We start from the raw sequence: 12925 nt of genomic DNA on the forward strand, positions 1-12925 counted from the left end.
GCAATGTCGTGTCAAAAAGAACTTAGTACAAGTTCGCGAGAATTCTGTTGGGTAACCAAGTTGATACTTGAGTACTTAACATCCTTGTGAACATTTCCTCATTCCCTAAGACAGGGTTAATAATAATGATTCTCATTTAATAGTCAACAACTAAATGATAATAAATCTCATTAAATTCATTTTAAATGATTTATCCCCCCGATAAAGCAAATCATTAAGCTGATAATTGCTTCATGAAATGGATTCGATTTTCATTAATCTCTTCTTTTTCTTCCAGTTTTTCTATTCGATATCCATTTTTCAATAGTAAACACAGCATCGCAGGAAACTGGTTACGAGATTTTACTTTCAGTTGCTCATAACCCCGCTCTTGTGCCCACTGCTCCTGAACATCTAATTGAGCCTGTGCGACCCCCTTATTTCTTGCAAGCGGTGACACACCACCAAACCAACTATAGAAAGTATTTGAGTTAAGCTCATAACCAATTTTAAAGCCGAGTAACACGTTCGCCTCTTCAGCCACTAAGATCAGACTCTTTTTCCCTTCAAGCCGAGCTGCCAGTGAAGCGACACTCTCTTTTCTAGCAAACTCAGAGATCTGCTCGACAACAGACACAACCTCTTCCAGTGAACCTTCACGTACTATGACTGACATCTTCTTCCATCCTCATAAGCGAAAGGGCTGACACAATGGCCAACCCTTTTACTGAATACCACTTAAGTTAACGTTAAGTTGTTACTTTTCTTTTAAGTGCTTGGCTGCTTGTGCATTGTCTTCAGCAAGCCACTCTGCAACATCTTTAGCGAAGTACGTCAGGATGCCATCAGCACCAGCACGCTTAAAGCACAGCAGTGATTCCATAACGGTGTCGCGTTCTTTTAGCCAACCGTTTTGAATTGCTGCTTTGTGCATCGCATACTCACCAGACACTTGATAAGCATACGTTGGTGCTTGAAGTTCATGTTTCACACGACGCACGATGTCTAAATAAGGCATACCAGGCTTAACCATCACCATATCCGCACCTTCATTAAGATCCATTGCCACTTCGTGAATCGCTTCATCGCTGTTGGCAGGATCCATCTGGTAGTTCTTCTTATTACCACCTTTCAGGTTCGAAGCACTGCCGACTGCATCACGGAATGGGCCGTAATAACACGATGCGTATTTCGCAGAATACGCCATAATCTGAGTATGAATATAACCCGCTTCCTCTAACGCTTCACGGATCTTACCAATACGACCATCCATCATATCCGACGGAGCAACCACATCTGCACCGGCTTCAGCATGCGATAACGCCTGCTGAATCAACACTTCAGTCGTTTCATCATTCATCACGTAACCATCTTCATCGATGATGCCGTCCTGGCCGTGAGTAGTAAATGGGTCCAGTGCAACATCAGTAATCACACCCATATTTGGCACGTGCTCTTTTAATGAACGTACCGCACGCTGCACTAAACCTTCTGAATTATGAGCTTCAGCCGCGCATAAGCTTTTAGCATCTTGGTTCACGACCGGAAACAGAGCAATCGCAGGAACACCCAATTTTGACAGGTAATCCGCTTCTTCAAGCATCAGATCGATCGACAAGCGTTCAACACCCGGCATTGACTCGACAGGCTCGCGGCGGTCTTTACCCATCAGGATAAACATTGGGTAGATGAGGTCATCCACAGACAATTGATTTTCTGCCATTAGGCGACGGCTAAAGTCGTGCTTACGCATACGGCGCATACGGCGACCTGGGAATTGACCTTGAATTGAAACAGACACTAGATTCTCCTTGCCTAGTCTAAGCACCGAAATGCTTAGATATGAAAAGTGCTAAATACAGGCAAAAGCATATCACTGATGGCTCAGGACGCTAGCAGTAAAATATAAAACCCACTCAAAAACAGGGATAAATGGCAAAAAATGACCTTCTCCTCACACTGCCGTATACTCATGACAACTCAGAAAAGACCGCTTTCAGGACACAACAATGATCGACACCCATGCCCATATTTACGCGAGCGAATTCGATGAAGACCGCGAACAAGTCGTGCAACGCGCGCTTGCTCAAGGTATTTATACCATTCTGCTGCCGAACATCGATTTAGAATCTATCGAGCCAATGCTCGCGACGGAAGCTCAGTTTCCTGAGGTGTGTCGTTCAATGATGGGCTTACACCCTTGTTATGTAGATGCGAATATCGAGCAAACCCTCAAAACCATTCGAGCTTGGTTTGATAAACATGACTTTATCGCGGTGGGTGAGATTGGTATCGACTTGTACTGGGATAAAACCTTTAAAGCCGAACAAGAGATGGCCTTCGTGACTCAACTGCAGTGGGCAAAAGAGCTCGATCTTCCAGTGGTAATCCACACGCGTGATTCTATTGAAGAGACACTTGCCTTACTGCGTAAAGAACAAGACGGCAGCTTACGTGGCGTATTCCACTGCTTTGGCAGCAGCTTAGAGGAGGCCCAGGCAATCAACGAGCTAGGCTTTCACTTAGGTTTAGGCGGTGTATCGACCTTTAAGAACTCAGGAATGGACAAGGTGATTCCACATCTTGATATGAATTACGTCATTCTAGAGACAGATTGCCCATACTTGGCACCAACACCGAATCGCGGTAAACGTAATGAGCCAGCCTACACGGAGTTGGTAGCAAAACGCATCGCTGAATTGCGTGGAATTACCCTTGAAGAAGTCGACAGTATAACGACCAGCAACGCTAAATTACTGTTTGGTTTATAATATCAATCGCAGTAAATCATCAGAAATAACGCAGTGATCGAGCTTTAAAACAAGTGAGCGTAACCCGTTATTTATGACGAAGGTATAATCGACATTCGATAAACAGACACAATAAAAAAGCGGCCCGAGGCCGCTTTTTTATTGTGTCATGTTTGCTGAAGGACTCTAGCAATTATACTCTTACAGCAGAATCAAGATTCAGCTTCTTCCTCTTCATCCGCATCTGGCTTACGCACATAGAAACGTGCGAAGAACAGACCGATCTCAAACAGAATACACATTGGAATCGCCAAAAGTGTCTGCGAGATCATATCGGGAGGTGTCAGCATCATACCGACGATAAAAGCACCGACAACAATGTACGGACGCTTTTCAGACAGAGCCTTAGGCGTTGTCGCCCCCGTCCAACATAACAAGATAATCGCTACTGGTACTTCAAAGGCAATACCAAAAGCAAAGAACAGCGCGAGTACAAAATCGAGATAACTTGATATGTCTGTCGCGAACTCTACCTGCCCTAAGGAAATAGCCGTGAAGAAACTAAATACCAATGGGAATACTACGAAGTAAGCAAACGCCACACCACAGTAAAACAGCAAAGAACTTGAAGCCAATAGCGGCATGATCAAGCGTTTTTCATGCTTGTACAAACCCGGAGCAACAAAGGCCCACACCTGATACAAAATAAACGGCACCGCGACAAAAATAGACGCGATTAAGGTTAATTTTAGTGGTGTAAAAAATGGCGATGCAACATCCGTTGCGATCATCGTCGCCCCTTCAGGTAAGCGATCTACCAAAGGTGCTGATACGAATTCATAAATATCATTAGCAAAATAAATTAGCCCGACAAATATCACTAGAACAGCGACAATCGCGCGTAGTAAGCGATTACGTAATTCTAGAAGATGGCTAATTAAAGGCTGTGTCTGCTCAGTCGAAGACATGTCAAACCTCTTAAACAGGAAGATCGAAAAGGGGCCGCGCACCTATCTATCCAGTTGAATTGGTATCCACTTGAATAGTTATCTACTTGAATAGCTATCGATTTAAACATCTAGCAACTCAAGCATCTGGCGACTCCTCCTTGCGAGACTATTCGGCTTTCTTATCTGACGGTGCTGAAGCTTCGCTGTTGACCTGAATGGTTTCAGATTCCACAGTTTCCGTGACACTAGGTTCAGTCTCACTTGGCTTATCAGACTCAGGCTTAGCGTACGGACGTTGAACTTGAGCAGCGGCCTGCTTGAGTTCATCGACTGACGCTTTTAGGTCTGGAGATAAATCTTCCATACCCATTTTTTCCGCCTTGCGTAGGTTTTCTTGCAGCTCTTGCACCTTAAGCTCGTGAGAAAGTTCATCTTTCACACTGTTTGCCATGCTTTTCGCTTGTCCAACAAACTTGGAAATACTACGAATCGCCACGGGCAAACGCTCAGGTCCTAAAACCACTAACCCAACGACAGATATTAATACCAGTTCCCAAAAACCGATATCAAACACGATTTACGCCTGCTCTTTGTCTTTCTTTGTTTCAGCAGTTGTTTCAGCGCTAGCTTCTGTCTTCTGCTGTTCAATATTCTTTGGTTCAAAGTCTGCATCTTTCTTATCTGCAGGCTTGTCTTCATCGCTCATCGCTTTTTTGAAGCCTTTCACCGCTGAACCTAAGTCACCACCCATACCGCGCAGTTTCTTTGTTCCGAAAAGTAAAATTACAATTACAGCAATGATTAGAAGTTGCCAAATACTGATACCACCCATTGTCATTGTCCTCGGGTCTGTCTACACATAAAAAATATTAAGAGAGTCTACTGTCTAACGACGGTAAGCTCGCCAACTAAGCAACCAAAATGTGACACCTGCGATGCCACAGCCCATAGATAGCTGCTCATAAGGGCTTGAAACTAATATTGCGGAGCATACGACTAAAGTGGCTCCAACGCCAAACAAAAACTTTCCAGTTGCTTGCTGACGCTTACTATCTCGGTAACCTTGATAAAGCTGATCCATTCTGTGGTTCATCGCTTTACCTTGGCGCAAGCTGTCATAAAGCAGCTCTGGCAGCTCTGGCAGTTTTTCTGCCCAGAATGGCGCGCGCTCTTTTACTGCATTGATCACAGCTTGCGGCCCCACCTGATTCATCATCCAGGTTTCAAGGAAAGGCTTGGCGGTTGCCCACAAATCAAGTTGCGGATACAACTGACGACCTAGCCCTTCCACATACAACAAGGTCTTCTGTAGAAGTACCAACTGAGGCTGAACCTCCATGTTGAAACGTCTTGCTGTATTAAATAAGTTTAGCAACACATGGCCAAATGAGATCTCACCAAGTGGTTTTGCAAAAATTGGCTCACACACCATACGGATCGCGAACTCAAAATCATTGACGTTGGTGTCGTGTGGCACCCAACCCGAATCAACGTGCAGCTCGGCGACTTTACGATAATCTCGATTAAAGAAAGCCAACAGGTTCTCTGCTAAATAGCGCTTATCTTCACTGTTGAGCGTGCCGACAATGCCACAATCCAAACCAATCCACTGAGGGTTATCTGGATTCTCTGGGTTAACGAATACGTTGCCCGGGTGCATGTCTGCATGGAAAAAGCTGTCTCGGAATACTTGGGTGAAGAATACCGTCACGCCACGTTCCGCGAGCAATTTCATGTTGGTGCCGTTGGCTTCTAGCGTTTCAATATCGGATACTTGAATACCGTAGATACGCTCTGACACCATCAGGGTTTCGCTGCTTAGATCAGGGATAACCTCTGGAACATACAGCTCTTCACTGCCTTCAAAATTACGTCGTAGTTGAATCGCATTGGCCGCCTCTCGGCGCAGGTCTAGTTCATCAAGTAACGTTTTTTCGTACTCGTGAACGACTTCAACCGGTTTCAAACGACGTGCTTCAGGAAGCGACTTAGCGACTATACGCGCCATTCGGTGCATCAGTTTTAGATCTGCGTCAATCACCGGGCGAATATCAGGGCGAATAACCTTCAGAACAATCTCGCGACCACTCTCCTTGAGCTTCGCGGTATGCACCTGAGCGATAGAAGCAGAAGCCAATGGCTCGATATCAAAGTCGGTAAACCAGTTATCTAGGCTACCACCGAGCGCTTTTTCCATGTCTCGCTTAGCCAATTGACCATCAAATGGCGCCACTTGGTCTTGTAATAAAGCCAATTGGTCAGCGATATGAGGAGGAAATAGGTCGCGACGCGTTGACATCATCTGACCAAACTTAATCCAAACAGGCCCTAATTCTTGCAACGCTAAACGCAAGCGATGACCCAATTCTTTATCTTGATGTTTGTTCTTGAGCCAAAACAGTGACTTTCTCGCCAGCAAAAGAGCCTTGGTCAACTGGTGCTCAGGCATCAACTCATCAAGGCCGTATTCCAACTGTACCTTGATAATATGATAAAGACGTTTCAGTTCTGTTGGGGTCATGCTTTCTCCAACAGAGCGTTCAGTTTAGCTTCAAGACGTGCAGCTGAGCTTTTCACGTCGTCAACCTGATCGCAAAAATGTGCCACTTCTAATGGCGCTGGTGCAATCTTCCACTCTTCAGTTAATACCTGAGCGAGATGGTTTTGATGCTTAGTCGCTTGCTTAGCCACAAGGCCACCAACATTCTTAACGCCTTGTACCAAGGTATGGGCAACCACATCTCCCGTCACGCGCGATAGCCACTCTTCCAAGTCAGGCTTGCAGTCTGTCATTAGCTGAGCAAATTTCTGAGCCAGTTGAATATCACCCTCTAAGATCAGCTTATCTTGCTTGATCAGTTTGGTGATGTTCGATTGCTCACGCAGTTCTGGCAGTACCGAGAGGTTCAAAGATAGGTAGCAATCAGGTTGTCCTTCGTAGTCAGACAACACATCGATTTGTTGGCTAAAAACGAAAGTGAGAGTTTTGTTCAGCTCTTTCAAATTAACTTGAATGATCTGCCCCTTTAAACGAGACAAACGACGAACCAAAGCTGGATCATCGTTCACGAAAGTATTTAAAGAGGTTTCAATAACCGCGGTGACCAATGGATCAAATGGCATGACTGTCCTTACCTTTGAAAACGGATAAGCGTTAACCTATCCGTTGTATCTTTATTCTTATTTTTTAGCACACTCAACGAGCCTGCTACCAAGTTCGACTAGAACTTGTAACCACGGTGCAGCGCAACAATGCCGCCCGTTAGGTTGAAATATTTAGTATTCTCGAAACCCGCTTCCTGCATCATGCCTTCCAAAGTCTCTTGGTTAGGGTGCATGCGGATAGATTCTGCAAGGTAACGGTAGCTGTCTGCATCGTTAGCAATCAGCTCACCCATTTTTGGCAATAGGTGGAAAGAGTATGCGTCGTAAACCTTTGATAGTGGCTCAAGCACTGGCTTAGAAAACTCAAGAACCAACAGACGACCACCCGGCTTAAGTACGCGGTACATTGAACGCAGCGCTTGGTCTTTATCGGTTACGTTACGCAGACAGAAGCTGATGGTAATGCAATCGAAGTAGTTGTCTGGGAATGGCAGCTCTTCAGCATTAGCTTGAACGTAATGTACATTGCCGACAATACCGCTATCACGCAGTTTATCGCGGCCAACATTCAGCATTGAGTTGTTGATATCAGCAAGAACCACGTGGCCTTTTTCACCAACAATGCGCGAGAATTTCGCAGTAAGGTCACCAGTACCACCACCAAGATCGAGGATACGTTGACCCGGGCGAACGCCACTGCAATCAATCGTGAATCGCTTCCACAAGCGGTGAACACCACCCGACATTAAGTCATTCATGATGTCGTATTTAGCGGCTACAGAGTGAAATACCTCTGCTACTTTCGCGACTTTTTGGTCTTTCGCGACTGTTTCGAAACCAAAGTGTGTGGTTTCTGACTCTACTGCTGAATTTGTCTGCACGCTTGTGTCCATAATGCTGTTATCTACCATGGTAAGTTCTCATCGACAGTACACTCTCTCTTTAGAGGCGCTGCGGCCGATTAGTTTACTTTATCCTCAGCGGGTTGTCTTTCTACTAAGGAGGCATTTTCTGAAAAAGCCTCATTTTGAGCGATTTCCGCCAAGCCAACCGAGATAGGTTTCTTCACCTCAACACCCAATTGCTTAAAGCTTTCGGCCTGACGAATCACGTTACCACGACCAGTCACCAGCTTATTCATGGCACCTTGGTAGCTTTGATTAGCTCTGTCTAATGAGCTACCAAGACCTTCCATATCATCAACAAACAAGCGCAGCTTGTCGTAAAGTTTGCTCGCCCGCTCCGCAATGATTTGTGCATTCTGGTTCTGTCTTTCGTTGCGCCACAAGTTATCAATGGTACGCAGTGCCACCAGCAAGGTCGTAGGGCTGACCAAGATAATGTTTTGTTCCATCGCGTCTTTGACCAAGCTAGGGTCAGCTTGAATCGCGACTTGAAACGCGGGTTCTACCGGAATAAACATCAATACATAATCAAGGCTCTGTATACCTTTGAGCTGATGATAATCCTTCTGACTCAAGCCTTTAATGTGCGCGCGCAATGAAGCCAAGTGATCACGCAGTGCTGCATCACGTTGTTGATCGGTCTCAGCGTTGAAGTAGCGCTCAAATGCCACCAAAGCCATTTTCGAATCGACCACCACTTGCTTATCTTGTGGCAGATGGACAATTACATCGGGTTGATAACGCTTGCCGGCATCGTTTTGTAGGTTCACCTGAGTTTGATATTCATGGCCTTCTCGTAAGCCAGAATCCGCCAACACGCGAGCCAGTACCACCTCGCCCCAGTTACCTTGTTGTTTATTATCACCCTTTAGCGCTTGAGTCAGGTTAACCGCTTCACGCGTCATGCTCTCATTGAGACGTTGTAGGTTCTTCAGTTCGTGTACCAAGGTGTGACGTTCTTTGGCTTCTTGACTGAAGCTATCATTAACCTGCTTCTTAAAGCCCTCTAACTGCTCTCTCAGCGGTGATAACAAACCCTCTAAGCTTTGCTTGTTTTGTTGATCGACCTTGGCGGTTTTGCTCTCAAACAGTTGATTCGCTAACAGTTCGAACTGCTGTTTCAATCGGGACTCTGCCTGCTCTAACAATTGCAGTTTTTCACTGTTGGCGAGGTTTTCTTGGTCGTGCCTAGCTTCTTGTTCGCGAAGCTCAGCCTCCAACTCAGACTTATGCTCCTTAAGAACATTAATATCGTCGGCATACTGCTGGCGCTCTTGCTTCACTGCTTCAAAATAGCGCAGCTTCTCCATCGCAGCCATCACCTTGCCATGGGCCTGCTTAAGTTCAAATGCCGCTTTGTCTCGGTCATCATCTAACTCATCAAGCTCTTGTTGCGCCTCTGCGAGCGAGGATTTAAGCTGAGATTGTTGAGACTCATGCAGCAAACGATCGGACTCTAGTTGCTGTTCAAGAAGTCGCTGCTGAAAAGAGAACTTCAGTTTGATCCACCAGCCCACCACACCGCCGCTGACGAGCGCGCCGGAAATAGCAGCAATAAGCGTTGCCTGATGTTCGATAATCCATTGCATGATAATGATTTAGCCTAATTGGAAATAACTCATTAAATGGTATTTTGATACTGGATAAATGTCCAGTTTGCCGTATTAAAATTCGACAGATAGACTAAGCGATCCGTATTCTGTCCCATCAAATTAGAATGAGTTGCTATGAACGAACGTCGTGCCTTGGGCTTTGGCCTTGCTGCGGTATTGCTGTGGTCAACAGTCGCTACTGCTTTTAAGCTGACCCTTGCTGAGTTTTCACCGATTCAAATGCTGACCATCGCCAGTATTGTGTCGTCGATTGCGCTGATCGCGGTTTGCGCGTTTCAAGGTAAGCTTTCTCAACTGAGTACCACGTTTCTTTCAAACCCTTGGTATTACTTGCTGCTCGGTTTGGTCAATCCTCTAGCCTATTACCTGATTCTATTCAAAGCCTACGACCTACTGCCAGCTTCTCAAGCGCAAGCCATCAACTACAGTTGGGCGATCACACTGACTCTAATGGCAGCGGTTTTTCTAGGGCAAAAGATTCGTAAACAAGATTGGGTGGCGTGTACCTTCAGCTATGCGGGTGTGGTAGTGATTGCTACCAAAGGCGATGTGCTAGGCATGCAATTCGATAGCCCACTCGGTGTGGCACTTGCTCTGCTTTCAACACTGCTGTGGGCAGGGTACTGGATTCTCAATACCAAAAATAAAGCTGACCCTGTGGTGGGTGTATTACTTGGGTTCTTAGTGGCATTGCCATTCGCAATTGGTTTAACCCTTTATGAAGGCGAGAGCTTTAGCCAAATCACAGCGAAAGGTTGGATGGCCGTGACTTACGTTGGCCTATTCGAGATGGGCATTACCTTTGTCTTGTGGCTATCAGCACTCAAGCTAACCAACAATACGGCACGTATCAGCAACCTAATTTTCGCCTCACCGTTTATCTCGTTGATGCTACTTTCAACCATTATTGGCGAAGAGATTCACCCCGCGACACTATTTGGTTTGATGCTGATTATTGCTGGTTTGGTGATTCAACAGATCAAGTTTTCAAAAAACAAAGCTGCGTAAATAAACGCTAAAAGATTCGATTGAGAACGAAAAGCTATCTATAAAGCCGAATCTAGAGCTAGAACACAATGTTAGATACAAAAATGGCGAGTCGTATGACTCGCCATTTTTATGTAATTTAAAATCTAGTGAGTAAGCTAAAAGCTTAAACCCACTGACCCGCTGCAAAGCCAGAACTCCAACACCATTGGAAGTTATAACCACCAAGCCAACCTGTTACGTCCATTACTTCACCAATGAAATAGAGGCCAGAAACGCTCTTACATTCCATGGTTTTTGAAGATAGGTGATTGGTGTCCACACCGCCTAGAGTTACTTCGGCCGTTCGGTAACCTTCGGTGCCGTTTGGCGCGATTTTCCAATTTTCTAGGTGATCTACGATCTCGTTCAGCTGTTTTTCATTGAACTGCTTGAGCGGCTTGTCTTCCAGCTCTTTGCGGTCAATCAACACTTCCACGAAACGCTTTGGTAGTGCTTTTGCTAAGGTGTTCTTCAAGCTCTGATTTGGGTGCTTCTCGCGAGAGTTAGCCAGCAGTTCAGCTACATCGACTTCAGGTACTAGATTAATCGAAACCGACTGACCCGCTTTCCAGAACGAAGAAATTTGCAGTACTGAAGGACCCGATAGGCCGCGGTGAGTAAACAACAATGCTTCTTTGAACAAGGTTCCGTCTTGCGCGGTGATCTCGGCAGGAATTGCGATACCAGAAAGCTCAGCGAAAGCTTCTTTGTCTTCTTTATGCAGCGTGAATGGTACTAGCCCCGCTGTAGTCGGCATTACAGACAAACCAAACTGCTCTGCAATCTTATAGCCAAATGGCGTTGCGCCTAGCTTAGGCATAGACAAACCGCCTGTCGCTACTACGAGTGAGTCACACTCAACTTCGTCGGTATTGAGGTGCATCTTGAAGCCAGCGTCTGTTTTTTCGATGGAATGAACATCACAACGGTAGCGTTGTTCGACTTTCGCTTGCTTACACTCGTCAAGCAGCATGCTCACGATGTCTTTTGCTGTGTGGTCATTCACACAGAACAACTGACCGTGATCGCGCTCTTCGAACTCAATGCCGTACTTGCTCACCATCGAGATAAAATCCCAGTTGGTGTATTGAGATAAAGCTGACTTCACGAAGTGAGGGTTGTTACACAGGAAATTGTTGGCTGAAACATCATAGTTAGTAAAGTTACAACGACCGCCACCTGAGATTAAAATTTTTCTGCCTGGTTTCTTTGCATGATCAACCACCAGCACTCGTCGGCCGCGTTTGCCCGCTTCCGCAGCACACATTAAGCCCGCGGCACCCGCACCAATTACGATTACATCAAATTTTTCACTCATGTGGTTCTGCTTTTCTTCACTTGTGCAGCCCGAGTACGCCCTGTTCTCGAAATGCCATCAATAAAAAAGGATGTGCATAAACAGCACATCCTTACTAATTGATCGCTATTTTAGCGGCAATTTTAAACTTTGCAATTGATGTTCAATTGTACAATTTGCAGACAGCAGCAAGCCACTGTTTGGCTTGGCGAACCAACAACCGAAGCTTTACACCAAAAATCTAAGCTCTACTTCAATCGTACTAAATGACTTAGACGATGAAAGAAGACAGCAAGGTTACACCTAACAGAGCAGAAGAGAGTATGAATAACTGCCTTACACGATCGCACTTCGACGTAAAAACTTCGTCGTGATGGTGGTGATACTCTTTGCTTTTGATGTAACTAAACAGGCGAACCTGTTTGGTCATATTGCCATGGGTTGTGAAAAAACCGCCTCCATCTACTTGTTGATATAGTAGAGGGTGTGCTTCTCGCATAATATAAATGAGTGTTCTTAGCGCAGTAAAGTAACGCGCCCAGTTCACACAAGTCACAACCATTAGTGCAAATAGAATAGTGTCGCCGCTGATCATCCTTTCCTCCTTACATCTTCATAAGAAAACTCAAAAGAAAAAGATAATCAGTGTCTTTCTCGTACTACCTAAACGGCAGGAGCTTCCATAATTGAAGATGAACCATCTTTTGCCAATTGCGCTAGGTCTTTATCAATAAAGAACAGTGCTTTACCGTCTTCACCAACAAGCTCTAGCTTATCCAATACACCTTTAAACAACTTCTCTTCTTCGTGTTGCTCTGCAACGTACCATTGCAGGAAGTTAAAGGTTGAGTAATCTTGTGTGCTGAAAGCAACGTGAGCCAGTTTGTTGATCTTTTGAGTAATCATTTGCTCATGTTCGTAAGTTTCACGGAACACAGCCCCAAGGCTATCAAATTCATGTTTTGGCGCTTCAATCGCACCTAAAATTGGCATTGCACCTGTCTCACTTACGTAAGTAAAAAGACGCTGCATGTGTTCCATTTCTTCGACTGCATGAACACGCAGAAACTCTGCTGCACCTTCAAATCCTTTGTCTTCACACCAAGCACTCATTTGTAAGTATAGGTTGGATGAGAAAAATTCTAGATTAATTTGATCGTTCAGTTGCTCTACCATAGTTTTTGATAGCATTTAAGACTCCTAATTACATCTTCAGTTTTCTCTACTATATCACTATTTTATGAATATCTCGCAGGCCATTAGTTAACCAATATTTCGAGCAAACATTACGCAAGAC

14 protein-coding genes are annotated in these 12925 nt (G+C 45.1%); 2 read left to right on the forward strand and 12 right to left on the reverse strand.

What is annotated here, in order from left to right; genetic code table 11:
- Positions 1 to 214: 214 nt before the first annotated feature.
- A complete protein-coding gene (locus AB6E08_RS10655) occupies positions 215 to 655 on the reverse strand; it encodes a GNAT family N-acetyltransferase (RefSeq protein WP_372064284.1) in 441 nt (146 codons plus the stop codon).
- A gap of 81 nt (positions 656 to 736) precedes the next feature.
- Positions 737 to 1780: a porphobilinogen synthase gene (gene hemB / locus AB6E08_RS10660; RefSeq protein ID WP_009848049.1), complete on the reverse strand. Its 1044-nt coding sequence runs from the start codon at positions 1778 to 1780 to the stop codon at positions 737 to 739.
- Positions 1781 to 1988: 208 nt separating this feature from the next.
- Here hemB and AB6E08_RS10665 point away from each other — a divergent pair, with 208 nt between their 5' ends.
- Positions 1989 to 2750 (forward strand): TatD family hydrolase, encoded by a 762-nt coding sequence (locus AB6E08_RS10665; RefSeq protein ID WP_372064286.1) that lies wholly within the window; start codon positions 1989 to 1991, stop codon positions 2748 to 2750.
- 191 nt (positions 2751 to 2941) lie between these two features.
- Here the strand turns inward: AB6E08_RS10665 and tatC are convergent, their stop codons facing one another.
- The 7 genes from tatC to rmuC all read right to left on the reverse strand — a co-directional run bounded on the left by tatC (position 2942) and on the right by rmuC (position 9278).
- Positions 2942 to 3697, reverse strand: a complete 756-nt coding sequence (gene tatC / locus AB6E08_RS10670) for a twin-arginine translocase subunit TatC (RefSeq protein WP_009848051.1) — start codon at positions 3695 to 3697, stop codon at positions 2942 to 2944.
- Positions 3698 to 3845: 148 nt separating this feature from the next.
- Positions 3846 to 4253 carry a Sec-independent protein translocase protein TatB gene (tatB, locus tag AB6E08_RS10675; protein WP_004735566.1) on the reverse strand — a complete coding sequence of 136 codons (408 nt, stop codon included), beginning with the start codon at positions 4251 to 4253 and terminating at the stop codon, positions 3846 to 3848.
- Between the two features lie 3 nt (positions 4254 to 4256).
- Complete coding sequence (tatA, locus tag AB6E08_RS10680; RefSeq protein WP_009848052.1) at positions 4257 to 4511, reverse strand: Sec-independent protein translocase subunit TatA; 255 nt, start codon at positions 4509 to 4511, stop codon at positions 4257 to 4259.
- Between the two features lie 54 nt (positions 4512 to 4565).
- Complete coding sequence (gene ubiB, locus AB6E08_RS10685; protein ID WP_372064288.1) at positions 4566 to 6200, reverse strand: ubiquinone biosynthesis regulatory protein kinase UbiB; 1635 nt, start codon at positions 6198 to 6200, stop codon at positions 4566 to 4568.
- On the reverse strand, positions 6197 to 6802 hold the full coding sequence (locus tag AB6E08_RS10690) for an SCP2 domain-containing protein (RefSeq protein ID WP_017099242.1): 606 nt from the start codon (positions 6800 to 6802) through the stop codon (positions 6197 to 6199). The genes ubiB and AB6E08_RS10690 overlap by 4 nt, the downstream gene beginning before the upstream one ends.
- A gap of 98 nt (positions 6803 to 6900) precedes the next feature.
- Positions 6901 to 7680 carry a bifunctional demethylmenaquinone methyltransferase/2-methoxy-6-polyprenyl-1,4-benzoquinol methylase UbiE gene (gene ubiE / locus AB6E08_RS10695; RefSeq protein ID WP_029222994.1) on the reverse strand — a complete coding sequence of 260 codons (780 nt, stop codon included), beginning with the start codon at positions 7678 to 7680 and terminating at the stop codon, positions 6901 to 6903.
- A 65-nt stretch (positions 7681 to 7745) separates the two neighbouring features.
- Positions 7746 to 9278, reverse strand: coding sequence for a DNA recombination protein RmuC (rmuC, locus tag AB6E08_RS10700; protein ID WP_372064290.1), 1533 nt, complete (start codon positions 9276 to 9278; stop codon positions 7746 to 7748).
- Between the two features lie 138 nt (positions 9279 to 9416).
- On the opposite strand from rmuC, the gene AB6E08_RS10705 reads away from it, so the two are divergent.
- A complete protein-coding gene (locus AB6E08_RS10705) occupies positions 9417 to 10310 on the forward strand; it encodes a DMT family transporter (protein ID WP_248373572.1) in 894 nt (297 codons plus the stop codon).
- A gap of 145 nt (positions 10311 to 10455) precedes the next feature.
- On the opposite strand, the gene AB6E08_RS10710 is transcribed toward AB6E08_RS10705, so the two are convergent.
- The 3 genes from AB6E08_RS10710 to ftnA form a co-directional block, all read right to left on the reverse strand.
- Positions 10456 to 11649: an NAD(P)/FAD-dependent oxidoreductase gene (locus tag AB6E08_RS10710; RefSeq protein WP_372064293.1), complete on the reverse strand. Its 1194-nt coding sequence runs from the start codon at positions 11647 to 11649 to the stop codon at positions 10456 to 10458.
- A 250-nt stretch (positions 11650 to 11899) separates the two neighbouring features.
- Complete coding sequence (uspB, locus tag AB6E08_RS10715; protein ID WP_009848060.1) at positions 11900 to 12223, reverse strand: universal stress protein UspB; 324 nt, start codon at positions 12221 to 12223, stop codon at positions 11900 to 11902.
- A gap of 68 nt (positions 12224 to 12291) precedes the next feature.
- Positions 12292 to 12819 (reverse strand): non-heme ferritin, encoded by a 528-nt coding sequence (ftnA, locus tag AB6E08_RS10720; protein WP_004735556.1) that lies wholly within the window; start codon positions 12817 to 12819, stop codon positions 12292 to 12294.
- Positions 12820 to 12925 lie beyond the last annotated feature (106 nt).

The organism is Vibrio sp. 10N.247.310.24, from assembly GCF_041467175.1.
Taxonomy (GTDB): domain Bacteria; phylum Pseudomonadota; class Gammaproteobacteria; order Enterobacterales; family Vibrionaceae; genus Vibrio; species Vibrio tasmaniensis_A.